Origin of the sequence: Streptomyces sp. KMM 9044 (assembly GCF_024701375.2) — a bacterium.
Taxonomy (GTDB): Bacteria; Actinomycetota; Actinomycetes; order Streptomycetales; family Streptomycetaceae; genus Streptomyces.
On sequence record NZ_CP113910.1, the window covers coordinates 5,167,059 to 5,191,198 of the forward strand.

Annotated in this window: 23 protein-coding genes; 19 read left to right on the forward strand and 4 right to left on the reverse strand. The window is 71.6% G+C overall.

Features of this window, described 5'->3' with window-relative positions:
- Nucleotides 1-260: 260 nt before the first annotated feature.
- The 12 genes from HUV60_RS23230 to era all read left to right on the forward strand — a co-directional run bounded on the left by HUV60_RS23230 (nt 261) and on the right by era (nt 11,343).
- A complete protein-coding gene (locus HUV60_RS23230; RefSeq protein ID WP_257849157.1) occupies nt 261-614 on the forward strand; it encodes a histidine triad nucleotide-binding protein in 354 nt (117 codons plus the stop codon).
- Nucleotides 615-626: 12 nt separating this feature from the next.
- Nucleotides 627-1,532, forward strand: coding sequence for a ribonuclease Z (locus HUV60_RS23235; protein WP_257849158.1), 906 nt, complete (start codon nt 627-629; stop codon nt 1,530-1,532).
- Between the two features lie 21 nt (nt 1,533-1,553).
- On the forward strand, nt 1,554-2,546 hold the full coding sequence (locus HUV60_RS23240) for an adenosine deaminase (protein WP_257849159.1): 993 nt from the start codon (nt 1,554-1,556) through the stop codon (nt 2,544-2,546).
- A gap of 331 nt (nt 2,547-2,877) precedes the next feature.
- Nucleotides 2,878-4,203: a glucarate dehydratase family protein gene (locus HUV60_RS23245; RefSeq protein ID WP_257849160.1), complete on the forward strand. Its 1,326-nt coding sequence runs from the start codon at nt 2,878-2,880 to the stop codon at nt 4,201-4,203.
- 114 nt (nt 4,204-4,317) lie between these two features.
- Nucleotides 4,318-5,577, forward strand: coding sequence for a carbohydrate kinase family protein (locus HUV60_RS23250; protein WP_443047388.1), 1,260 nt, complete (start codon nt 4,318-4,320; stop codon nt 5,575-5,577).
- A 188-nt stretch (nt 5,578-5,765) separates the two neighbouring features.
- The gene (locus HUV60_RS23255) at nt 5,766-6,836 is read left to right on the forward strand and encodes a PhoH family protein (RefSeq protein ID WP_257849161.1); all 1,071 of its coding nucleotides are present in this window, start codon (nt 5,766-5,768) and stop codon (nt 6,834-6,836) included.
- Nucleotides 6,837-6,848: 12 nt separating this feature from the next.
- Entirely contained in the window at nt 6,849-7,346 is a 498-nt protein-coding gene (gene ybeY, locus HUV60_RS23260; RefSeq protein WP_257849162.1) for an rRNA maturation RNase YbeY, read from the forward strand.
- Complete coding sequence (locus tag HUV60_RS23265; RefSeq protein ID WP_257849163.1) at nt 7,343-8,695, forward strand: hemolysin family protein; 1,353 nt, start codon at nt 7,343-7,345, stop codon at nt 8,693-8,695. The genes ybeY and HUV60_RS23265 overlap by 4 nt, the downstream gene beginning before the upstream one ends.
- Nucleotides 8,692-9,051: an MmcQ/YjbR family DNA-binding protein gene (locus HUV60_RS23270; protein ID WP_257849164.1), complete on the forward strand. Its 360-nt coding sequence runs from the start codon at nt 8,692-8,694 to the stop codon at nt 9,049-9,051. Before HUV60_RS23265 ends, HUV60_RS23270 begins: the two co-directional genes overlap by 4 nt.
- A 101-nt stretch (nt 9,052-9,152) precedes the next feature.
- Nucleotides 9,153-9,506 (forward strand): cytidine deaminase, encoded by a 354-nt coding sequence (locus HUV60_RS23275; protein WP_257849165.1) that lies wholly within the window; start codon nt 9,153-9,155, stop codon nt 9,504-9,506.
- A gap of 252 nt (nt 9,507-9,758) precedes the next feature.
- The gene (locus HUV60_RS23280) at nt 9,759-10,238 is read left to right on the forward strand and encodes a hypothetical protein (RefSeq protein WP_257849166.1); all 480 of its coding nucleotides are present in this window, start codon (nt 9,759-9,761) and stop codon (nt 10,236-10,238) included.
- A 151-nt stretch (nt 10,239-10,389) separates the two neighbouring features.
- A complete protein-coding gene (era, locus tag HUV60_RS23285; RefSeq protein WP_257849167.1) occupies nt 10,390-11,343 on the forward strand; it encodes a GTPase Era in 954 nt (317 codons plus the stop codon).
- A 433-nt stretch (nt 11,344-11,776) separates the two neighbouring features.
- Here era and HUV60_RS23290 read toward each other — a convergent pair whose 3' ends face one another.
- The 3 genes from HUV60_RS23290 to HUV60_RS23300 all read right to left on the reverse strand — a co-directional run bounded on the left by HUV60_RS23290 (nt 11,777) and on the right by HUV60_RS23300 (nt 14,571).
- Nucleotides 11,777-13,105: a GH1 family beta-glucosidase gene (locus HUV60_RS23290; protein ID WP_257849168.1), complete on the reverse strand. Its 1,329-nt coding sequence runs from the start codon at nt 13,103-13,105 to the stop codon at nt 11,777-11,779.
- A 74-nt stretch (nt 13,106-13,179) separates the two neighbouring features.
- A complete protein-coding gene (locus tag HUV60_RS23295) occupies nt 13,180-13,446 on the reverse strand; it encodes a protealysin inhibitor emfourin (protein ID WP_257849169.1) in 267 nt (88 codons plus the stop codon).
- A gap of 54 nt (nt 13,447-13,500) precedes the next feature.
- Nucleotides 13,501-14,571: a M4 family metallopeptidase gene (locus tag HUV60_RS23300; RefSeq protein ID WP_257849170.1), complete on the reverse strand. Its 1,071-nt coding sequence runs from the start codon at nt 14,569-14,571 to the stop codon at nt 13,501-13,503.
- A gap of 350 nt (nt 14,572-14,921) precedes the next feature.
- Here HUV60_RS23300 and leuA point away from each other — a divergent pair, with 350 nt between their 5' ends.
- Nucleotides 14,922-16,643, forward strand: a complete 1,722-nt coding sequence (gene leuA / locus HUV60_RS23305; RefSeq protein WP_257849171.1) for a 2-isopropylmalate synthase — start codon at nt 14,922-14,924, stop codon at nt 16,641-16,643.
- A gap of 186 nt (nt 16,644-16,829) precedes the next feature.
- Complete coding sequence (locus HUV60_RS23310) at nt 16,830-17,531, forward strand: TerB family tellurite resistance protein (protein ID WP_257849172.1); 702 nt, start codon at nt 16,830-16,832, stop codon at nt 17,529-17,531.
- A gap of 20 nt (nt 17,532-17,551) precedes the next feature.
- Here HUV60_RS23310 and HUV60_RS23315 read toward each other — a convergent pair whose 3' ends face one another.
- Entirely contained in the window at nt 17,552-18,100 is a 549-nt protein-coding gene (locus tag HUV60_RS23315) for a GNAT family N-acetyltransferase (RefSeq protein WP_257849173.1), read from the reverse strand.
- 392 nt (nt 18,101-18,492) lie between these two features.
- Here HUV60_RS23315 and HUV60_RS23320 point away from each other — a divergent pair, with 392 nt between their 5' ends.
- The 5 genes from HUV60_RS23320 to HUV60_RS23340 are packed head-to-tail and all read left to right on the forward strand — an operon-like array spanning nt 18,493 to nt 24,061.
- The gene (locus HUV60_RS23320; RefSeq protein WP_257849174.1) at nt 18,493-19,245 is read left to right on the forward strand and encodes an SCO2525 family SAM-dependent methyltransferase; all 753 of its coding nucleotides are present in this window, start codon (nt 18,493-18,495) and stop codon (nt 19,243-19,245) included.
- A gap of 55 nt (nt 19,246-19,300) precedes the next feature.
- Nucleotides 19,301-21,142, forward strand: coding sequence for an SCO2524 family protein (locus HUV60_RS23325; protein ID WP_257849175.1), 1,842 nt, complete (start codon nt 19,301-19,303; stop codon nt 21,140-21,142).
- A gap of 3 nt (nt 21,143-21,145) precedes the next feature.
- A complete protein-coding gene (locus HUV60_RS23330; protein ID WP_257849176.1) occupies nt 21,146-22,063 on the forward strand; it encodes an SCO2523 family variant P-loop protein in 918 nt (305 codons plus the stop codon).
- The gene (locus HUV60_RS23335) at nt 22,060-23,025 is read left to right on the forward strand and encodes an SCO2522 family protein (protein ID WP_257849177.1); all 966 of its coding nucleotides are present in this window, start codon (nt 22,060-22,062) and stop codon (nt 23,023-23,025) included. Before HUV60_RS23330 ends, HUV60_RS23335 begins: the two co-directional genes overlap by 4 nt.
- 1 nt (nt 23,026) lies before the next feature.
- Nucleotides 23,027-24,061 (forward strand): SCO2521 family protein, encoded by a 1,035-nt coding sequence (locus HUV60_RS23340; protein WP_257849178.1) that lies wholly within the window; start codon nt 23,027-23,029, stop codon nt 24,059-24,061.
- Nucleotides 24,062-24,140 lie beyond the last annotated feature (79 nt).

Sequence of the window (24,140 nt, forward strand, 5' to 3'; positions counted from 1 at the left end):
TCCGTGTCCCCCCGTATCGGCGTCACCCGGCGTCCCGGGGTGCCCGCCCGTGTGCTGGCACCGCCTCTGTCTCCGTGCATCGGCGGTATCCGTGCGCCCCGGTGTCCGGCCCGTTCCTGGACGTCCCCGCGTCCGGCCGTGCCCCCGCTCGATCCCGTGCCCGCATGTCCCTCCGGGCTGTCCCCGGAGGCCTGCCCGCCGCGGCGGGGGCGACTACGATGCCTCCGTACGCGATCACCACGCACCGAGGAGGGCCTGTTATGGCAGGGGAACCGCAGGACGACTGCCTGTTCTGCAAGATCGCCGCAGGGCAGACCCCGGCGACGATCGTCCGGGAGACGGACACCACCGTCGCGTTCCGCGACATCAACCCGCAGGCGCCCACGCACATCCTGGTGATCCCGAAGGCGCACCACAAGGACGCGGCGGCCCTCGCCGCGGCCGCCCCCGAGATCGCGGCGGACGTCCTGCGCGAGACGCAGACCGTCGCGGCCCAGGAGCAGTTGGAGAGCTACCGCATCGTCTTCAACACCGGCAGCGGCGCCGGCCAGACCGTCTGGCACGCGCACGCCCACGTCCTCGGCGGACGCGGTCTCCACTGGCCCCCCGGATAGGCGGCGGCTTCCTTGTCCGTACGCGAACTGGTGGTGCTCGGCACCGCCAGCCAGGTTCCCACCCGCCACCGCAACCACAACGGCTATCTGCTGCGATGGGACGGCGAGGGCATCCTGTTCGACCCCGGCGAGGGCACCCAGCGCCAGATGCTGCGCGCCGGGGCCGCCGCGCACGACCTGAACCGGATCTGCGTCACCCACTTCCACGGCGACCACGCACTCGGCCTCGCCGGAGTGATCCAGCGCATCAACCTCGACCGGGTCCCGCACCCCGTCACCGCGCACTACCCGGGTTCCGGGCAGCGCTTCTTCGACCGGCTGCGGTACGCCACCGCCTACCACGAGACCGTCGGTATCACCGAGCAACCCGTCGCCGCCGACGGCCCGCTCGCCCGGACCGCCGGATACACCCTGGAGGCGCGGAAGCTGTCGCATCCCGTCGAGTCGTACGGCTACCGGCTGGTCGAACCCGACGGCCGGCGGATGCTGCCCGAACGGCTCGCCGCGCGCGGCATCAAGGGTCCGGACGTCGGCCGCATCCAGCGTGAGGGCACGCTCGGCGGGACCGTGCTGGAGGACGTCAGCGAGGTGCGGCGCGGCCAGCGGTTCGCCTTCGTCATGGACACCCGGCTCTGCGAGGGGGTGCACGCGCTCGCCGAGGGCTGCGACCTGCTCGTCATCGAGTCCACGTTCCTCGACGAGGACGAGGAACTCGCTGTCGAGCACGGTCATCTGACGTCTGGTCAGGCTGCCCGGGCGGCACGGGACGCAGGCGTGCGGCATCTGGTGCTCACCCACTTCAGCCAGCGCTACAGCGACCCGGAGGAGTTCGAGCGGCAGGCGCGGGCCGCCGGGTACGAGGGCGAGCTGACCGTGGCACGCGACCTGCTGCGGGTGCCGCTCCCCAAGCGCCGCTGAGGCCGCCCGTACGATGCTTCGATGCCCGTACCGAAAGCCGAACTGCACCTCCACATCGAAGGCGCCCTCGAACCCGAGCTCGCCTTCGCCCTGGCCGCCCGCAACGGCGTCGACCTGCCCTGGGCCGACACGGACGCCCTGCGCGAGGCGTACCGGTTCCAGGACCTCCAGTCGTTCCTGAACCTGTACTACGGGCTCATGGCCGTGCTGCGCACCGAGCGGGACTTCGAGGACCTCGCCGACGCCTACCTGGCCCGCGCCGCGGCGCAGGGCGTGCGGCACGCGGAGATCTTCTTCGACCCGCAGGCCCACATGGCGCGTGGCGTCGGCATGGGAACCGTGGTCGACGGGCTGTGGCGGGCGCTCGGGCGCAGCCGGGAGACACACGGCGTCTCGACCAGGCTGATCATGTGCTTCCTGCGGGACGAGTCCGCCGAGTCGGCCCTGGCGACGCTGGACGCGGCCGGCCCCCATCTGGACCGGATCACCGGTGTCGGCCTGGACTCGGCCGAGGTCGGCCACCCGCCCGTGAAGTTCCGTGCGGTGTACGAGGCGGCCGCCGCGCTCGGGCTGCGGCGCGTGGCGCACGCCGGTGAGGAGGGGCCGCCGGAGTACATCACCGAGGCGCTGGACGTCCTCGGCGTCGAGCGGGTCGACCACGGGCTGCGCTGCGTGGAGGACCCGGCGCTGGTGGAACGGCTGGTGCGGGACCGGATCCCGCTGACCCTGTGCCCGCTGTCGAACGTCCGGCTGCGCGCCGTGGAGACCCTCGCCGACCATCCGCTGCCCGCGATGCTCGACGCCGGCCTGCTGTGCACGGTGAACTCCGACGACCCGGCCTACTTCGGCGGCTACGCGGGCGACACCTTCGACGCGGTGCGCGACACACTCGGTCTCGGCCCGGAGCGGCTGCGCGAGCTGGCCCGCAACTCCTTCCTCGCCGCCTTCCTGGACGACGACGAGGGCCTGCGGGGCCGGTACCTCGCCGAGGTGGAGGCGTACGTCTTCCCGTAGTCCCCATGCCGTGCCCGCCGTCAGCCGTCCAGTGCATCCGGCGCACGGACCGATGGGGGTGCCGACGCCCCTGTGCACACGGGTCGCAGCCCCATCGACCGCCGCAACGGCCGTCCGTGGCCCCGTGGCCTCGCCGGTCGGGACGTCACCGCGCAGGCCGCCGGCTGACGGCCCGGGACCGGCTGCCGGTTGTCCATTGACGCACTCTTTTCGTCTATCTAACCTCTGTTCTCATACGTGGATGGCGTCCTGCGGTCCGGCTGCGCGGATGCCGCCCGTGGCCCCGTACGCGCCCGCTCGCCGCCGGCCTGGACCCCGTAGGAGCCGCCCCGTGACCGCACAGACCGTGCCCGCCGCGCCGACCGCCCGCGACCTGACCGTCACCGAGGTACGGCTCACGCCGATCCTGGTCGCCGACCCGCCGCTGCTGAACACGCAGGGCGTCCACCAGCCGTACGCGCCCCGGCTGATCGTCGAGGTCGTCACGGCGGACGGGACCACCGGGGTGGGGGAGACCTACGGCGACACCAAGTACCTCGAACCGGCCCGGCCCTTCGCCGAGCAGCTCACAGGCCGAAAGGTCACGGATGTGAACGGGCTGTTCGCGCTCCTGGACGACGTCGCCGTCGAGGCCGCCCGGGTCGAGAACGCCGTCGACGTCGGCGGGCTGCGCGGCGTGCAGACCGCCGACAAGCTGCGGCTGTCCATCGCCTCCGCCTTCGAGGTCGCCTGCCTCGACGCCCTCGGCAAGACCCTCGGCCTGCCCGTGCACGCACTGCTCGGCGGCAAGCTCCGCGACACCGTGGAGTACAGCGCGTACCTCTTCTACAAATGGGCCGGCCACCCCGAGGGCGTCCCGGCCGGGAAGGACGACTGGGGTGCCGCCCTGGACCCGGCCGGCGTCGTCGCGCAGGCCCGCGCCTTCAAGGAGCGGTACGGATTCGGCTCCTTCAAGCTCAAGGGCGGCGTCTTCCCGCCCGGGGAGGAGACCGCCGCCGTCCGCGCCCTCGCCGAGGCCTTCCCCGGCCACCCGCTGCGGCTCGACCCCAACGGCGCCTGGTCCGTCGAGACCTCGGTCAAGGTGGCCGAGGAGGTCGGCGGACTCCTGGAGTACCTGGAGGACCCGGTGCTCGGCACCCCCGCCATGGCCGAGGTCGCCGCCCGCACCGGCGTGCCGCTCGCCACCAACATGTGCGTCACGACCTTCCCCGAGATCAAGGAGGCGTTCACGACGAACGCCGTCCAGGTGGTCCTCTCCGACCACCACTACTGGGGCGGACTGCGCAACACGCTGCACCTCGCCGCCGTCTGCCGCGCCTTCGGCGTGGGCGTCTCCATGCACTCCAACACCCACCTCGGGATCAGCCTCGCCGCGATGACGCATGTCGCGTCCACCGTCCCGGGCCTGCGCCACGCCTGCGACTCCCACTACCCGTGGCAGTCCGAGGACGTCCTCACCGAGCGCCTCACCTTCGAGGACGGTGCCGTGCGGGTGTCCGACGCGCCCGGCCTCGGCGTCACCCTCGACCGCGACCGGCTCGCCGCGCTGCACCGGCGGTGGCTGGAGGACGACGGCGCGCTCCGGGACCGCGACGACGCGGCGGCCATGCGGGCCGCGGATCCCGACTGGGCCACCCCGGCGGTGCCCCGCTGGTGAGAGGCCCGGCGGCACACCGGGCCCCGGGCGGGGGCGGCTCCGGCGCGACGGGCGGCGCGTTGTCGGTGGCGTGGTGCACACTGGCCAGAACCACACCAGGCCAGGGAGCGCAACGTGAGGGCGTCCACCGCGTCGGCCGCGTCAGCCGGAGAGGGAACCACCGAGGGCGGCACCGGGGGTGCCGACCGGGGCGCCCCGGACAGCGCGCCCCGGGCCGCCGCCGTCCGCCCGGGATCGTCCTGCGTGCCCCATGTCGACCCGCTCGCCGCGCTGCGCGCGCCGGGCGACCCGCCCTGGGACGTCTACCTCACCGGCACCGTCTTCCTCGACATCATCTTCACCGGGCTCGACTCCGCCCCGGTGCGCGGGACCGAGTCCTGGGCGCGCGGGATGGGATCGAGCCCCGGCGGCGTCGCCAACATGGCCACCGCCCTGGCCCGTCTCGGCCTGCGCACCTCCCTCGCGGCCGCCTTCGGCGACGACCACTACGGGGACTACTGCTGGGACGCCCTGGAAAAGGGCGAGGCCATTGACCTCTCCCCGTCGCGCACCGTGCCCGGCTGGCACTCCCCGGTCACGGTCTCCATGGCGTACGAGGGGGAGCGCACGATGATCTCCCACGGTCACGAGCCGCCCCCGGAGCAGCCCTCCCGCCCGTCCGACCCCGCCGCCCGCAAGAGGCTCCCGCCCGGCGCGGACCTGCCGCCCTGCCCGCCCCGCGCGCGGGCCGCCGTCGCCTCCCTCACCCCGGGCCGCAGCGACTCCTGGATCGCCCGCGCCGCGGCGCGGGGCACCCGTGTCTTCGGCGACGTCGGCTGGGACGACACCGGCGCCTGGGACCTGGCCGCGCTGCCCGACCTGCGGCACTGCGAGGCCTTCCTGCCGAACGCACAGGAGGCCATGCGCTACACCGGCACCGACTGCCCCCGCGCCGCCGCGCACGCCCTCACCGACCAGGTGCCGGTCGCCGTCGTCACCCTCGGCGCGGACGGGGCGTACGCGGTGGACCGGCGGACCGGTGAGAGCGCCGAGGTGCCGGCCATCGCCGTCGAGGTTCTCGACCCGACCGGCGCCGGGGACGTCTTCGTCGCGGGCTTCGTCACCGGCAGCCTGGCCGGCTGGCCGCTCGCCGACCGCCTCGCCTTCGCCGGTCTGACCGCGGCCCTGTCCGTCCAGGAGTTCGGCGGCTCCCTGTCGGCGCCCGGCTGGTCGGAGATCGCCGCCTGGTGGCGCGAGGTCCAGTCCGTACGGGCCCAGGACCCGGCCCCGCTGAGGCGCTACGCGTTCCTCGCGGACCTGGTCCCCGACGACCTGATCCGCCCCTGGCCCCTGCGCCGGGCGGTCCCGACCATCGGCTTCGGCCGGTCGGCCTGACCCGCCCCCGCCCTTCCCCGGTCCGCCGGTGAGGGGCAGCCGTCACCCCGTCCCCACCCGTCCGCAACCACCCCGCTGTGAAAAGGCCTACGGAGTTGTCACTCCCGCGTCGTACCCTGGAAGTCGGGAGGCCGCCCTCAGTTGCGCGGCCCTGACGAGGAGGAACCGCAGGCCTTCAGAGCCGGCCCATGACTCAGACACCCACAGATCGCACCTCCGCGCAGGAGCAGGCGAGAGTTCAGCTCACCGTCCCGGCCAAGCACCCCATGGTGACCGTGCTGGGGTCCGGCGACTCCCTCCTCCGCGTGATCGAGAAGGCCTTCCCGGGGGCCGACATCCACGTCCGGGGCAATGAGATCAGCGCGGCCGGCGACGCCACGGAGGTCGCCCTCGTCTCGCGCCTGTTCGACGAGATGATGCTGGTGCTCCGCACCGGACAGCCGATGACGGAGGACGCGGTGGAACGCTCGATCGCGATGCTCAGGACGACCGAGGACGGCGACGGCGACGGCCGGGAGACCCCGGCCCAGGTGCTCACGCAGAACATCCTGTCCTCGCGCGGCCGCACGATCCGCCCCAAGACGCTCAACCAGAAGCGCTACGTGGACGCGATCGACAAGCACACCATCGTCTTCGGCATAGGCCCCGCCGGTACCGGCAAGACCTATCTCGCCATGGCCAAGGCGGTGCAGGCCCTGCAGTCCAAGCAGGTCAACCGCATCATCCTGACCCGCCCCGCGGTCGAGGCCGGAGAGCGCCTGGGCTTCCTGCCCGGCACCCTCTACGAGAAGATCGACCCGTACCTGCGCCCGCTCTACGACGCCCTGCACGACATGCTCGACCCCGACTCCATCCCCCGCCTGATGGCGGCCGGGACCATCGAGGTCGCGCCGCTGGCGTACATGCGGGGCCGGACGCTCAACGACGCCTTCATCATCCTGGACGAGGCGCAGAACACCAGCGCCGAGCAGATGAAGATGTTCCTCACCCGGCTCGGGTTCGACTCGAAGATCGTCATCACGGGTGACGTCACCCAGGTCGACCTGCCGAGCGGCACCAAGTCCGGGCTGCGGCAGGTGCAGGACATCCTGGAGGGCGTCGAGGACGTGCACTTCTCCCGGCTGTCGTCGCACGACGTCGTACGCCACCGGCTGGTGGGCCGTATCGTCGACGCGTACGAGCAGTACGACAGCGAGCACGGCACCGAGCACGGCACGCACAAGAGCGGCCGGGGCGGGTCCGGGCACAAGGGGAAGTAGACCGAGCAGCAGATGTCGATCGACGTCAACAACGAGTCCGGAACCGAGGTCGACGAGCAGGCGGTCCTCGACATCGCCCGCTACGCGCTCGCGCGGATGCGCATCCACCCGCTCTCCGAACTCTCGGTGATCGTGGTGGACGCCGCCGCGATGGAGGAGCTCCACATCCAGTGGATGGACCTGCCGGGACCGACGGACGTCATGTCGTTCCCGATGGACGAACTGCGGCCGCCCGCGAAGGACGAGGCCGAGCCCCCGCAGGGGCTGCTCGGCGACATCGTGCTGTGCCCCGAGGTCGCCGCCAGGCAGGGCGCCGAGGCGCCGACGCGGCACACCATGGACGAGGAGCTCCAGCTGCTCACCGTCCACGGTGTGCTGCACCTGCTGGGTTACGACCATGAGGAGCCCGACGAGAAGGCCGAGATGTTCGGCCTGCAGGCCGCCATCGTCGACGGCTGGCGCGCGGAGAAGGGCATCACCGGCCCGTCCCCCGCCCCGACCGTGTCATGAGCCCGCAACTCGTGCTGGGCGCGATCGCCCTGACCGTCGTCGCCTGGCTGTTCGCCTGCGCGGAGGCGGGCATCGCCCGGATCTCCACCTTCCGCGCCGAGGAGGCCGTGCGCTCCGGCCGCCGGGGCAGTGCCGGGCTCGCGAAGCTCGCGGCCGACCCGACCCGCTACCTCAACGTGGCCCTGCTGGTCCGCGTCGGCTGCGAGATGGCCGCCGCCGCGCTGGTCACCTACGCCTGTCTGCGCGCGTTCGACGGCACCGCCGAGGCCCTGCTGATCGCCATCGCGGTCATGGTTCTCGTCTCCTACGTCGCCGTCGGTGTCTCCCCGCGCACCATCGGCCGCCAGCACCCCATGAACACGGCCACGGCGGCGGCGTACGTCCTGCTGCCGCTGGCCAGGATCATGGGCCCGATCCCGAACCTGCTGATCCTCATCGGCAACGCGTTCACCCCCGGCAAGGGCTTCAGGCGCGGCCCCTTCGCCTCCGAGGCGGAGCTGCGCGCGCTGGTCGACCTCGCCGAACAGGAGTCGCTGATCGAGGACGAGGAGCGTCGCATGGTGCACTCCGTCTTCGAGCTGGGCGACACCCTGGTCCGCGAGGTCATGGTCCCGCGCACCGACCTGGTGATGATCGAGCGCTACAAGACCGTCCGGCAGACCCTCACCCTCGCCCTGCGTTCCGGTTTCTCCCGGATGCCGGTGACCGGTGAGAGCGAGGACGACGTCGTCGGCGTCGTGTACCTGAAGGACCTGGCCCGCAAGACGCACATCAGCCGGGACGCGGAGAGCGCGCTGGTGTCCACGGCGATGCGGCCCGCGTACTTCGTGCCCGACACCAAGAACGCCGGTGACCTGCTGCGCGAGATGCAGAAGGAACGCAACCACGTCGCCGTCGTCATCGACGAGTACGGCGGCACCGCCGGCATCGTCACCATCGAGGACATCCTCGAGGAGATCGTCGGCGAGATCACCGACGAGTACGACCGTGAGATCGCGCCGGTCGAGGAACTGGGAGAGGAGCGCTACCGGGTCACCGCCCGCCTCGACATCACCGACCTCGGCGAACTGTACGGCCTGGAGGAGTACGACGACGAGGACGTGGAGACCGTCGGCGGACTGCTCGCCAAGATGCTCGGCCGGGTACCGATCGCGGGCGCGTCCGCGGTGGTCGAACTCCCCGATGAGAGCCGGCTGCGGCTGACGGCGGAGGCCGCGGCCGGCCGCCGGAACAAGATCGTCACCGTGCTGGTGGAGCCGGTCGCCCCCGGCGACCCGGGGGAACCGACCGACCCGTCCCGGGACGAGGCGCAGGAGAGGGGCGAGCGGGCAGGGGAGCCGTCGGCGTGACCCCGGCACAGCTGCGCGCCTTCTGCCTCTCCTTCGACGCGGCCGTAAAGGACTTCCCGTTCGACCCGGAAACCTCGGTCTCCAAGGTCGGGGGCAAGCTCTTCGCCCTGACGAACCTGGACGCGCGGCCCCTGACGGCCACCCTCAAGCGCGACCCGGACGACGCGGTCAGGCTCCGTGCCGAGCACCCCGGGCTGATCGTCCCCGGCTGGCACATGAACAAGAGGCACTGGAACACGGTGACCGCCGACGGCGGACTCCCGGACCGGCTGGTCCGGGAACTGGTCGAGGACTCCTACGACCTGGTCGTCGCCGGCCTCCCCCGCGCCGAACGCCTCCGCCTCGACCACGCGTGAGGCGCGGTCCCGCGGCGGGGGGAGCCCCGGCGGTCCCGTGCCCCGGCGCCGCAAGCGGCCCCGGGGCACGTCCCCGGGCCGCGCTCCGTATGCTCGGGGCCATGACCGACAGCAGCGCGCTCGACCCCGAGGACCTCAAGATCGTCACCCTGGCCCGCTCCGCGCGGGCCCGCAACGGTGTTCCCGAGGGGGCCGCCGTACGGGACGAGAACGGCCGGACCTATGTCGCCGGAACCGTGGACCTGGACTCCCTGAGGCTGACCGCCCTGCAGACGGCGGTGGCGATGGCGGTGGCGTCCGGGGCGAAGTCGCTGGAGGCGGCGGCCGTGGTGACGGACGCCGGTGCGGTGCCGGAGGCGGACCGCGCGGCGGTGCGGGACCTCGGCGGCTCCAGGACCCCGGTGTTCCTGGCCGGCCCGGACGGGACGGTCCGGGAGGCGTCGACCGCGGGCTGACCTGCTCCAGTACTCCCGGAACGAGCCCGAGTCTTCAGGGCCCGTCCGGCGGATCATGCCGGGCAGACCCTGGGCGTTACCGGCGGTAAATGGGCCGGAATTCAACCTTGCCGTCCTCTGCCTCCCCCGCATCAATGGAACCGTTGTTCCGACGGCCCGTCAGGCACGGTCCGTCGGTCCCCGGCTCGCGCAGCGTGACGACCGCTCTCACCTGCCGGGCGCTTCCCCCCCACGGAAAGGGAACCGGATTCCATGAGAGGCACACGAATCGGAACAGGCGCGTCACTGGTCGCGGGAGCGCTCGCGGTCTGCGGGCTCGCCTTCGCCCCGTCCGCCGCCGCAGTCGCCCCCGGGTCGGCGACGATCACCGCCGACTGCGGAAGCTTCGGCGGCGGTGAGGCCACCCTCACGGCGACCCAGAACGGCTCGGCCGCCACCCTCACCCTCAGCACCTCCGCGTTCACCGCGCCTGTCGCCCTCGGCCAGAACTCCATCAACTCCACTCTCACGCTGGTGAACGACAACGGGGGGACCGTGAGGTTCGCCGGCAAGAAGAACCCGGCCATGGCGGCCGGCGACTCCCTCTCCGTCGGACCGCTCGGCGGCACCGTGGCCTCCGGCGACAGTCTGGAGGCGTACGGGGGTTCGCTGCGGATGACCGTGTTCGGCTTCATCACCATCACGTGCACGGCGGAGGGGCCGCAGTCACCGGGCCCGTTCGTCTTCGACTGATCCCGCGCGGGCCCCACCCGGCCGCTGCCCGATCGCTGTCTGCTCGCTCCCGTTTTCCCGGGCCGGACATCTCACGGGGTGCCCGGCCCTCCGGGGCACGTCGAGGGCGGGTGGTACGGCGGGGCTCCGGGGATCAGGGAGAATGGGCGGCATGAGCGTTCGTACCCAGTCATCCGAGCAGCCCGCCGAAGCAGTCCACCGGGCCGGCTTCGCCTGCTTCGTGGGCCGCCCCAACGCGGGCAAGTCCACCCTCACGAACGCTCTGGTCGGGCAGAAGGTGGCGATCACCTCCAACCGGCCGCAGACGACCCGGCACACCGTGCGCGGCATCGTCCACCGCCCCGACGCGCAGCTGATCCTCGTCGACACCCCCGGCCTGCACAAGCCGCGCACCCTGCTCGGCGAGCGGCTGAACGACGTGGTCCGCACCACCTGGGCCGAGGTCGACGCGATCGGCTTCTGCATTCCCGCGGACCAGAAGCTCGGCCCCGGCGACCGCTTCATCGCCAAGGAACTGGCCGGGATCAGGAAGACCCCGAAGATCGCCATCATCACCAAGACCGACCTGGTGGACGGCAAGGCGCTGGCCGAGCAGCTGATCGCCGTCGACCAGCTCGGCAAGGAGCTCGGGATCGAATGGGCGGAGATCGTCCCGGTGTCGGCGACCGCGAACCAACAGGTCGACCTGCTGGCCGACCTCCTCATTCCGCTGATGCCCGAGGGCCCCGCCCTCTACCCCGAGGGCGACCTGACCGACGAACCCGAGATGGTCATGGTGGCCGAGCTGATCCGCGAGGCCGCCCTGGAAGGCGTCCGCGACGAGCTGCCGCACTCCATCGCCGTGGTCGTGGAGGAAATGCTGCCCCGCGAGGACCGCCCCGCCGACAAGCCCCTCCTCGACATCCACGCCAACCTCTACATCGAGCGCACCAGCCAGAAGGGCATCGTCATCGGCCCCAAGGGCAAGCGCCTGAAGGACGTCGGCATCAAGTCCCGCAAGCAGATCGAGGCACTGCTCGGCACTCCCGTCTTCCTCGACCTCCACGTCAAGGTCGCCAAGGACTGGCAGCGCGACCCGAAGCAGCTGCGCCGCCTGGGCTTCTGAGGCGGTTCGGGGCGGTGTCCGGGGATCCTGCCGTGCGGCGGTGGCCGCATGTCGATGTGGTCTCGGCTGCCACGTCGAGGTCGCCAGGGACTGGCAGCGCGACCCGAAGCAGCTGCGCCGCCTGGGCTTCTGAGGCGGTTCGGGGCGGTGTCCGGGGATCCTGCCGTGCGGCGGTGGCCGCATGTCGATGTGGTCTCGGCTGCCACGTCGAGGTCGCCAGGGACTGGCAGCGCGACCCGAAGCAGCTGCGCCGCCTGGGCTTCTGAGGCGGTTCGGGGCGGTGTCCGGGGATCCTGCCGTGCGGCGGTGGCCGCATGTCGATGTGGTCTCGGCTGCCACGTCGAGGTCGCCAGGGACTGGCAGCGCGGCCCGAAGCAGCTGCGCCGCCTGGGCTTCTGACGCGAAGCCAGGTGCCTGCGAGAGCTCCGGTGCCTCAGGTGCGGACCGGCCGGCCCCGGTGCTGTTCGCGCAGCACCTCGCGCAGCCAGCCGTACGACGCCTTCGGTGTGCGCCGCTGGGTCTCGAAGTCCACGTGGACCAGGCCGAAGCGGCGGGCGTAGCCCTCCGCCCACTCGAAGTTGTCCATCAGGGACCACACGAAGTAGCCGCGTACGTCCACGCCCGCCTCCAGCGCCCGGTGCAGGGCGCGGAGGTGGCCGTCGAGATACGCGATGCGGGCCTGGTCGTCGATGCCCCCGTAGGAGCAGCCGTTTTCGGTGATGACGACCGGGGGGAGCCGGTCGCCGTAGCGGTCGCGGAAGCCGGTGAGGAGCTCGGTCAAGGCCTCGGGAACCACCGGCCAGCCGGAATCGGTCACCGGGTATCCTTCTATCTCCCTTACGGAGAAGGGGAGTTCGGCGGGCATCCGGACACCGCCGAAGTCGATCTCCGTACCCTGCGGGGCGCCCACACGGGTCGGCGCGTAGTAGTTGACGCCGTACCAGTCGACCGGCTCCGTGATGATCCGCAGGTCCGCTCCGACGTCGCCCGGCATCAGGTCGCCGAGGCCGTCCGGGTAACGGCCGAGCAGCACGGGGTCGGCGAACAGGCGGTTCAGGAGCGTGTCGTAGAAGTCCGCCGCCGCCACGTCCGCCGGGTCGGGGGAGGCCGGCCAGGTCGGGCCGTGGGAGTTGGCGATGCCGATATCACCGGCGCCGGCCGCGCGCAGGGCGCGTACCGCCAGCCCGTGTGCGAGGAGTTGGTGGTGCGCCACCGGCAACGCGCCGAAGAGCAGTTTCCGTCCGGGCGCGTGGATGCCCAACGCATGCCCGAGCAGGGTGTGTTCGGCAGGCTCGTTGAGGGTGATCCAGCGCTTCACACGGTCGCCGAGACGCCCGGCGACCTCGGACACGTACTCCGCGAACCGCTCAGCGGTGCTCCGATCCAGCCAGTCCAGACCGGCCGGCAGGTCCCAGTGGAACAGTGTCGGTACCGGCCGTACGCCCGCAGCGCACAGGTCGTCGACCAGACGGTCGTAGAAATCAAGGCCGCCTCGCGCACGCACCCGGGGCCAGGAGACGGAGAAGCGGTACGCGTCCACGCCCAGGCCGGACAACAGCGCCACGTCCTCGCGGTGCCGGTGCACGTGGTCGCAGGCCACCACCGCCGTGGAACCGTCCCGCACCCGGCCCGGCTCGGACGTGAACACGTCCCACACGGACGGCTCGCGTGCGTCCACCGCGCCCTCGATCTGGTGCGCCGAGGTCGACACGCCCCACAGGAAGCCGTCCGGGAAGAGGGGGACCGGGTTCGTCGTCGCCATGGGGTGGATCATTCGCACCGGCCGTGGGAGAAGTCAACGCCCTTGCAGCCGAAGGAGGTTGCGCAGAGCGGCGATTACGCGCCCTCCTTGAGCACTCTGCTGATCAGCGCGCGCTGTTCCTCGGTCAGCCGGGGGTCGGCGCAGTACACCGACCGCCCGTCCACCGTGATCCGATAGCTGAAGCCGTCCGGGACCCCGGCCGAAGGTGTGCCCCGGCCGGCGGTCAGGGCCCGCTCGGCCAGGGCGTGCCAGTCGGCGGCGTCGGCCCGGCCCGAGGTGTCCACCTCGGCCTGCCGCTCGATCCCCGCGAAGCCGCCCGTACGCCGCACCTGAATACGCATGGGTCCCTGTCTAGTACGAGAACGGACGTGACGCCCACACCGCTGCCACCGCCGCTACCGCGTCGGCACCCCCACCCGCTCCCACGCCTTCGACACCGCCAGCAGTTCCTCGCCCTCGCCGAACCGCTCCCGCGCCGCCTTCACCGTGAGCGTCGCGAAGTCCGTGAACTGCGCGTCCTGCTCCAGCTCGCCGCCGGTCAGCACGTCGTACCAGACCTGCCCCGCCCGCTCCCACGCGTTGCCCCCGAGGGCGGTCGCCGCCCGGTAGAAGGCGTGGTTGGGGATCCCGGAGTTGATGTGGACGCCGCCGTTGTCCCGGCCGGTGCGCACGTAGTCGTCCATCGTCGCGGGCTGCGGGTCCCTGCCGAGGACGTCGTCGTCGTACGCCGTGCCCGGCGCCTTCATCGAACGCAGCGCCACCCCCGTCACCCGCGGGGCGAGCAGCCCGGCGCCGATCAGCCAGTCGGCCTCGGCGGTGGTCTGGCCCAGCGTGTACTGCTTGATGAGGGCGCCGAAGACGTCCGACACCGACTCGTTGAGCGCGCCGGACTGACCGAAGTAGTCGAGGTTGGCGGTGTGCTGCGTGACGCCGTGCGCGAGCTCGTGGCCGATGACGTCGACGGGGATCGTGAAGTCGAGGAAGATCTCCCCGTCCCCGTCGCCGAAGACCATTTGGTCGCCGTTCCAGAACGCGTTGTTGTAGTCGCGGTCGTAGTGCACGGTCGCGACCAGCGGCAGGCCGAAGCCGTCGATCGAGTCGCGGGAGAAGGCCTTGAGGAACAGCTCGAAAGTGGCGCCGAGGCCCGCGTGGGCGCGGTTGACGGTGGCGTCCTTGCCGGGCTCGTCGCCCTCCTCGCGGACCTTCGCCCCGGGCAGCGCGGTGCGGTGCCGGGCGTCGTGGATCGTCCGGTGCGGCTTGCCCGGTTCGGCCCCGGCGAGGGGCGCGACGGCCGCGGCGCCGATCACCGTGGTCAGGCGGCGCTGGGTGCGCTCGTAGGCGTCGCGCTGGAGGGTGCGGCGGGCGGGGTCGGCCAGCGCGGGGTCGTCGGCCTGCGCGAGCTGGTCCAGGACGTGCGGCGGGACGATGGTGCAGAAGACGGGCTCGAAGCCACCGTGGGTCGTCATGCCCGCACCTTCGCACTGCGTCACGGTGTTGTCACGGTTGGCAACCGCATCCTCGACCGCGATGGATGAAATGTGTCGCCAATCCCCGCGTCGGGACCCTCCGAGTGGTATACGGCACTTTTTGTCCCCTTCCTCCCTCTGGTCCCGCATACTGATACGGAACCTCGCGCGGCGGTGCGTCTCGGTTAGGCTCCGGAGCATCATGCGTTTCGGGCTGCTTCTCCTTAGCTGCCGCGGCGAGGGCCTGTAGTCGAGGCCGACCCCCTCCCCGCGGAGTTCGGCGCTGCGCCGTCGGCCGTCCCTTCCGGATCCCACCGGATGACCGCGGACCATCGAGGAGCCCACGCACCATGGCGAACCGCCAGCAGTCCAGCCCCATGCCGATCCACAAGTACGGCCGTTACGAGCAGGTCGACCTCCCCGACCGCACCTGGCCCGAGAAACGGATCACCACCGCCCCCCGCTGGCTCTCCACCGACCTGCGCGACGGCAACCAGTCCCTGATCGACCCCATGTCGCCCGCCCGCAAGCGCGCGATGTTCGACCTGCTGGTCACCATGGGCTACAAGGAGATCGAAGTCGGCTTCCCGGCCTCCGGCCAGACCGACTTCGACTTCGTGCGCTCCATCATCGAGGACCCGGACGCCATCCCCGAGGACGTCACGATCTCCGTCCTGACCCAGGCCCGCGAGGACCTGATCGAGCGGACGGTGGAGTCCCTGAAGGGCGCCCACCGCGCCACCGTGCACCTGTACAACGCGACCGCGCCGGTCTTCCGCCGGGTCGTCTTCCGCGGCTCCAAGGACGAGATCAAGCAGATCGCCGTCGACGGCACCCGGCTGGTCGTGGAGTACGCGGAGAAGCTGCTGGGCCCCGAGACGCACTTCGGCTACCAGTACAGCCCCGAGATCTTCACCGACACCGAGCTGGACTTCGCGCTGGAGGTCTGCGAGGCGGTGATGGACGTCCATCAGCCGGGTCCGGGCCGCGAGATCATCCTCAACCTGCCCGCCACGGTGGAGCGTTCCACGCCGTCCACGCACGCCGACCGCTTCGAGTGGATGGGCCGCCACCTGTCCCGCCGCGAGCACGTCTGCCTCTCCGTCCATCCGCACAACGACCGCGGTACGGCCGTGGCCGCCGCCGAGCTGTCCCTGATGGCCGGCGCCGACCGCGTCGAGGGCTGCCTGTTCGGGCAGGGCGAGCGCACCGGCAACGTCGACCTGGTCACCCTGGGCATGAACCTGTTCTCCCAGGGCGTCGACCCGCAGATCGACTTCTCCGACATCGACGAGATCCGTCGTACGTGGGAGTACTGCAACCAGATGGAGGTCCACCCGCGCCACCCGTACGTGGGCGACCTGGTCTACACGTCCTTCTCCGGCTCCCACCAGGACGCCATCAACAAGGGCTTCGACGCCATGGAGGCCGACGCGGAGGCCGGGGGCGTCACCGTCGACGACATCGAGTGGGCGGTGCCGTACCTGCCCATCGACCCCAAGGACGTCGGCCGCTCCTACGAGGCCGTCATCCGCGTCAACTCGCAGTCCGGCAAGGGCGGTATCGCCTACGTCCTGAAGAACGGCCACAAGCTGGACCTGCCCCGCCGGATGCAGATCGAGTTCTCGAAGATCATCCAGGCCAAGACGGACGCCGAGGGCGGCGAGGTCACACCGGCCGACATCTGGTCGGTGTTCCAGGACGAGTACCTGCCCAACCCGGACAACCCCTGGGGTCGCGTCCAGGTCAAGAACGGCCAGTCCACCACCGACCGGGACGGCGTCGACACGCTCACCGTCGAGGCCGCCGTCGACGGCGTCGACACCGTGCTGACCGGCACCGGCAACGGCCCGATCTCCGCGTTCTTCGAGGCGCTGCAGTCCCTCGGCATCGACGTACGCCTGCTCGACTACCAGGAGCACACGATGAGCGAGGGCGCCTCCGCGCAGGCCGCCTCGTACATCGAGTGCGCCGTCGGCGACAAGGTGCTGTGGGGTATCGGAATCGACGCGAACACCACCCGCGCCTCGCTGAAGGCGGTCGTCTCGGCCGTCAACCGGGCGGCCCGCTGAACAGCCGCTTCGAGGGGTTCGACGGGGCCCCGCCCGCCGTGTCCGGCGGGCGGGGCCCCGTCGGTTACCGGCCAAATCCCGTGGAGATCACGGAAAGGTCTCGTCCGGGGTGCTGACTCGGCCTCACCGATGTGGCTAACATCACGGGGGCGCGGCGACGGAGCCGGGGCGATGTGGAGGTGCGACGTGCTGCCAGGACGGGGACCCGACGGCCGTGCCGTTGTCGCCAGACTTTCGCGCCTGCTGGGCACCCGGACCGCGTGGACGGCCGTCGGTGACGGCGAGTTCTTCTGCCCCGGCTGCGGCGGCGACCGCAACTACCGGCGGCTGACCGGACAGCGCCGCTTCGCCCTCCTCGGTGTGCCCGTCGTGCCCCGCGGCACGACCGGGCCGGTCGTCGAATGCGCCGCCTGCCGCCGCCACTTCGGCACCGACGTCCTGGACCACCCCACCACCACCCGCTTCTCCGCGATGCTCCGCGACGCCGTGCACACCGTCGCCCTCGCGGTACTGGCCGCGGGCGGCGCCTGCGCGCGCGCCTCACTGGAGACCGCCGTGACCGTCGTCCGCGCGGCCGGTATCGACGACTGCACCCAGGACCAGCTGGCGGCCCTCGTGGAGGCGCTGGCCGCCGACACCGGCCGCTTCACCGGCGAGCCCTGTGCGGCGGGCCTCGCCATCGAGCTGCACGAAGCCCTCGACCCGCTGGCCCCGCACCTCGCCGCTCCCGGCCGCGAATCGATCTTCCTCCAGGGTGCCCGCATCGCCCTCGCAGACGGCCCCTACACCCCCGCCGAACGCGACACCCTGTCCACCATCGGCGCCGCCCTCGCCATCTGCGCGACGGACGTGACCCGCCTGCTGACGGTGGCCCGGACGCCGTCCTGACCGCCCGGGCCGGGCTCGGCTCAGTGGAAACCGGTGAGTCCGAGGTGCATGATCAGGCGGTCCTGGCCGGGGCCGAAGTAGTCCCGGCGCGGCCCGGCGTCGGGTTGCTCGGGGCGAAAGCCCAGGGACCGGTAGAGCAGGATGGCCGCGCGGTTGGCGGGTTCCACTGTCAGACGGACCTGTGTGATGCCGCTCTCGCGCAGCCGCGCCAGGACCTCCACCATCAGCTCCCGGCCCAGTCCGTGGCGGCGGCGCTCCTCGTCCACGCACAGACCGAGGATCCAGCTCTCCCGGTTGAGTGCCGTGGTCGCGGCCAGGACGTAGCCGCGCAGGCGTCCCTCGCCGTCGTCGAGGACCAGGAGGTGCTCGGCGTACATGTCGTAGAGCTGGCGGAACAGGAACGCGGGGTACGCGACCTCCTGGAAGACCGCCTCGTCGAGCCGCCGGAGCTCGGACAGGTCGGACTCCCGCGCCGGCCGCAGGACCAGGGGCCGCGGGTCGGGGAAGAGGTCCGGTTCCCCGAGGAACCCGCGGCGGTCCAGGGCGTGCTCCAGCGGTTCGGCGGTCATGCCACCCCCAGTCGGGACGTACGGAACGGTCGGGATGTGCGGACATGCGGACGGCGTACGAACGCACAGCCGTCAACACCGGCGCCCCTGCGGAGGCTCACTCATGGGTGACGAGGGCCCCGGTGGCGGCCGGTTACTTCAACTCGCTACAGTGAGCGTCCAACTCGCTGAGAGCAAGAGCGAGTTGAGGTTTGTCGGCGAAGTGCTGACGTGCGCCTGTCGTGCGCCTCTTCGTCCAGGGTCGGCCGGATTACCGGCTCTCCAGGTGTTCTGCACCGGTTTACCGTGCGAGTACCGGCAGACCGTGCTCCACCTGCCGATGTCCGTGAGGGCAGGCATACGGAGCGCAGGGTTTTGTCCGGTACTGACGGGACAGGGAACACGACAGGGTGATGATGGATCGCAACGCCGACGCGCCGTGGGCGCAGTTCGATCCCGAGGCCTACGTCGACCTCAACTACCGAACTCCGCTCGAAGTCGATCTGCTGATCGTGCGGTTGATGCGCGACCACTTCAGCAGGTGCTTCGCCGGCGGTGTCCCGGACCCGATGCGAGGTGTCGACGTCGGCGCGGGCGCGAACCTCTATCCGGGCCTGGCCATGCTCCCGTGGTGCGAGAAGATCACCCTGCTCGAGTACGCGCAGCCGAACGTCGAGTACCTGGAGCGGCAGACGTCCCCCAAGGGTTACGACGAGGCCTGGGACGCGTTCTGGAACGAGCTGAACGAGGCTCCCGCGTACGCCGCCGTCGAACCGAAGGGCCGGTTCGGCGAGATCGTCCGCGTGGAGCGGGCCAGCCTGCTCGACCTCGACGGACAGCGGCGCTGGGACATCGGCACGATGTTCTTCGTCGCGGACTCGATGTCCGAGTGCCCCGACGAATTCAGGCGGGGCGTACGGTGCTTCATGGACGCGCTGACCGAGGGAGCTCCCTTCGCCGCCGCGTTCATGAAGGAGTCGGTCGGTTACCAGGTCGGCGAACACCGTTATCCGGCCTGCCGGGTGAACGAGGACCGGGTCCGGGAGAGCCTGGAGCCCTTCACTTCCGAGCTGGTGATTCACGATCTGCATCACATGGTGCGGGCGGGTCACGAGGGAATCATCCTTGCCCTGGGACGGCGCAATCCGGAGATTGCCGTCCCCTAGGAGCGGGGACGATGTCCGAACACAGGGCAACCAGGTCTGTACGAGGGGTGCGGGGATGCAGATCAAGCCACGGCAGCATCTGCTGGACATCTGGCGGGCCGCGGCCCGTCATTTGTTCGACGACGGAAAGCTCGTCTGGGGGGACACCGACGGGCTGAGTTCCGTCGCGGACGCCGAGCGGCTGCTCTGCCTGCTGTATCCCGCCACCGAGGTCCCCGCGTTCCGCCTCGACCAACCGGACACCACCGAGCGGGACGTCCTGCGCGCGCTGGAGCGGGTCGGCAGCAGGCTGGAGATCCCGCCCAACCTGATCACCGTCCTGTCCCAGTTCATGCGCACCCACACCGGACCGGACGACAGTCCCACCTTCTCCGGCGGGCACTACTTCAGGCCTGCCGACCCGAAGCAGGAACTCACCTATGAACAGACCCAGTTGGGCATCGTCGACGCCTACTCCATGTCCGTCACGCTGTGCCTGGCCACCCTGGGGTTCCTCAAGGTCTACGAGGAGAACACCACCCGGCCCGAGGTGCGCAGGTCGCTCGGGGAACTGAGAGACGCCACCAACACCCGGCTGACCGCGGCGATGGTCAGCCTGTTGCGCTCCTTCACCGTGAACGTCTTCGACGCCGAGTCCGAGCAGGGCCGACGGCTGATCCAGGTCATCGGGCAGAACCAGCAGTCCGACCGGGCCGTGCTCCAGCACTTCTCCCGCCGGTTCCGCCCGCTGCGCGCCACGATCATCGAAAGTCTCAGCCGCGGCATCGAGGTCGACGAGAGCATCCGCGACGAGAGCCAGCTCTTCGAGTGCGGCTGGGCCTGGGGAGTGGTGAAGGACGCGCCGGCCGTCGTCGACCTGGACGTCCCGGTCAACGGCCAGCCCGACGGCATCGCCGACCGGCTGCCCTACGTGTACTTCACCGTCGTCGCCCTGGACGGCATCCAGGACCTGTTCTCCGAGCGCACCCTCACCCTGGGACTGCTCGACGCCGACCAGCAGAAGCTCGCCGAGGCGTTACGCCTGCGCTGGGAACTCAGCCAGCAGTACTGGTCGGCCATCGCCCGCTTCGGCACCGAGCGCTGGCCCCTGGAGGACCTCCCCTGGCAGACCACCGGTCTGCGGCTGGAGTCGGAGTACTTCTCCCTCACCGTGGCGGCGATCCTCGTCCACGACCTGATCCGCCGCAGGGCGACCGACGACGACCTCACCCGCACCGTCGCCATCATGGAACGCCTCGCCGACCGGGGCCGCGTCACCAGCCGGATGACCAGGGACGACCCCACCGTCGGGCTGCACCACCCGGGGGTCACCATGCCGCTCGCCGGGTCCGGGCGGTCCGGTGCGCCGCTGGAGTGGCGGATGACGGACTTCTCCGCACAGCTGCTCAAGCGGATCATCCAGCTCGCGGCACTCTCCCGGAACATCGCGGCACAGGACCGCCTGATCCGCCTGGGCGAGCAGGCGTTCGAACACCTGTGGAGCCGGAGGATCGAGGACGGCGACGGAGCCGGCCTCTGGGACAACGCGGCAGCCGTCTTCCCGGACGCGGCCGTCGGCCGGCGCCTCTCCTGGAGCATCACCGAACGCATCACCGAGTGCCTGGTCGCCGCCCGCGGCCTGTACGAGCAGGAGCCCATCCGCAGCCCCGAACTCGCCGAGCTGGCCCGCGAACTGCTCAGCGAGGCCACCCACCTGTTCGGCAAGGAGCAGCTGGAGACCTCCGCCACCGTCGACGGCGGCCGGGGGCGGGCCATGCGGAGCATCGAGAACCGTCTGGACCACGCCCGCGACCTGGTCGACGAGCGTCCCGCCACCGCGTTCGCACTCGCCCTGCCGGTGCTCCGGGAGCTCGACACCCTGGCCCAGGCCCGCGGTGCCGCCGCAGAGGAGATGTGAGCCGTGCTCGTCTTCGCCGCCTCCGACAAGGGAGGCACGGGCCGTTCGGTCACCAGCGCCAACCTGGCCTATCAGCGCGCTCTCACCGGTGACCACGTGGCGTACGTGGACTTCGACTTCGGCTCGCCCACGGCCGCCGCCGTCTTCGACGTACCGGGCGCGATGCGCGGCGTCGCGGAGCGGGGCCTGCACTCCTACCTGGAGGGCGAGGTCGCGGAACCGGCCAGGATCGACGTCTGGCGGCAGACCGAGCACCCCCTGCTGCACGCCCGGCCGAACCAGTCCGGCCGCCTGGCCCTGTTCCCCGGCGACGCCGGCGGTGGCGAGTTCGTCACCGGCGAGGAGACCCTCGACCGGTGTGTCGACCTCCTGCTCCGGCTGAACGGCGAGTTCGACCTGACTGTGGTGGACCTCAGCGCCGGCCGCAGCTACGCCGTGGACATGGTCCTGGCGGCGACCGCCCACCCCCGGATGCGTTACGTGCCCTTCCGCTGGCTCGTCTTCCACCGCTGGACCCGGCAGCACGTGATCGCCGCCGCCGGGCTGGTCCACAAGGAACACGGCATCATCAGGGGCGGCGTCGACCGCGGGCACGACGAGCAGGCCCTGCGGGGCGCCGTCCGGTTCGTACGGGCCGCGGTGCCCGACCCCGACTCGCCCATGTGGGCCCAGAGGTCTCTCGCCCAGATCGCCTGGATGGATTCCTGCGACGAAGCCCTGCGCCGGCTCGCCTCGGACCACCTCGTCGGCGACAGCGTGGTCCTCGGCGCCGTACCGCTGGAACCCGTCCTGCAGTGGCGCGAGCAGCTGATCACCGAAGAGGACGTGTTCTCCACCCAGATCGCCAACAAGGAGACGCTCGAGGCGCTGGAGGAGATCGCGCGACGCCTGACCGACGACTCCTGCTGGGGGCGGCCGTGACGGACGCAGTGTTCCGCGAGACCACCGCCGAACCGCGCACCCAGGCGCTGCCGCTGTCCCACCTCTCCCTGGAGCTGGGCCACCTCTACATGGAGGACTTCGAGGCCGGTCCGCAGCACCTGCGGCGGCACTTCGCACAGGTACGGCCCTGGGCGGACGCGGCGCGGGCCGCGGCGGCCGCGCAGACGGGCGGAAAACGCCCCCGGATCAGCACCTGCTTCCTCATCGACGACTACTTCACCCGGTTCTCCAGTCCCGCCGAACTCGTTCCGCTGCTGCTGGCGGAGGCGGAACGGGCCGGGCTGGCCGTCGACTACCTGGCCCGCGAGTCCGGCTGCGCCGTCGCCGGCAAAGTACCGGTCGCGGAGGCGGTGGCCGGCCGCATCGTCGAGGAGCCACCGCCCGGCAGCTACGGCCTGCGCCCGCCGGCCGCGCAGACCGGCTGGCTGGCCAACGGCGAGCGCAGCCCCGCCGCGCGTGCCCCGCAGGCGATGAAGAGGGCAGCCGCCTGGCAGCCGCCCAGGGAGACCGCGGCCCGCCGCCACTCCGTCTTCCTCGACGTCGAACTCTGGAGCGACGCACCCGACGGACAGCGCACCTGGTCCTGCCCCTTCCTCGCCGCGGTGTGGCAGCTCGCCCGTCTCGGGCTGCTGCGCACCGAGGGCGAGGCTGTCCTGACGCCCCAGCCGCACACCGCCGACGGCTTCCCCGAGGACTGGGACGAACTGCCCCCGCTGATCCGGCTCGACCCCCGGGCGGACCCGTTCGCCGCCTACCGCACCTGCTCGGTGGTGCCCAACCGGTTCCTGCCCGTCGAGCACGCCGTCCGCGTCGTCCTCGACCAGACCGAGGTGGACCCCGAAGCCCTGAGCCAGGTCGCCCGCCGGTCCGCCGGTGAGAAGGTGACCGTCCCCGCCCCGGTCGCCGACCGCGTCTCCTACGTCTTCTACGCGGGGCCGTGACGTGGGGCCGGCAACGACCGCGCCGCGTGTCGTGCTCGCCTGCGGCGAGGTCCGCACCTCACTGCTGCCGGCCCTGCAGGCCCTCGACAGCCGGGCCGCCGCCCTGTTCCTCGGTCTGCGCGCCGACGAACGCGTCCTCCTCTCCGAACGCCCCAACCGCTACGGGCGCTCGCCCGACACCCTGACCGGTGTCGACTGCCCCCTGCCCAGCGCCAACGGCGCCCGGGTCCGCGCCGTCGGCACGGTCGCCGCACGGGCCGTACTCACCGAGGGGCGTCTGCTCCAGGCCTCCGCGTACTTCGAAGTGCCCGCCGGCGGCCCCGACCACCGGCGGCCGTGGGGCCAGTACCTGGTACGGCCAGGGGTGGTCGAGCCGTTCGGGAAGCTGCCCCACGAGGCGGTGGCCGAGGGCGTGCTGAGCGGCGGGCGGCACGGCGATCTCGACATCGGCCTGATCGCGGACGGACTGCACACCCGGCTGCTGCGCCACCCCCTGCTCGACCACCGGCCGCCCCTGAGATCCCGCCCCACCCGGCTCCGCTGGGTGGCCCTGCCCGCGGACCCGGGCGCAGGCCACTCGATCGAGCGGTTCACCCTCGCCGAGGACGAGTTGCGCACCGTGCGGCTCCGGGTTCCCGAGGGCACACCCAGCGACAGGATCGCCGGGCTCTGCGACGACCTCGCCCTGCACGACTGGCTGCTCACCACCGTGGTCCGCATTTTCGACGGCATCCGGCTGGAGGCGGGCGCGGGTGCTGCGGGGGCACCGCCCGCCCGGCGGCGGCAGCGGCCGGGAGCGGAAGCGGGAGGGGAGCATCCCGCCGTGGTCCGGGCGCTGCGTCCCGCCGTCGACCATCTGCTGCATCTGTGGATGCCCCGGGCCCGGGTGGCGCAGGACCTGGCCCCGCTCTGGGACGCGCTGGAGGAACGGCCGGGCTTCTCCCGGCAGTGGCAGACTCTCGTCCAGCGCATCCGTGACCAGCTGACCCTGCACGCGATCCCCTCCCTCCACAGGGAGGGGGACAGGGGGCCCTGACCGGGCACCGGGCAGCCGCCGGCCCCGGCCCCACGCACATTTCCGCACTCCGATCCGACGCGTATCCCAACGGGGGGAA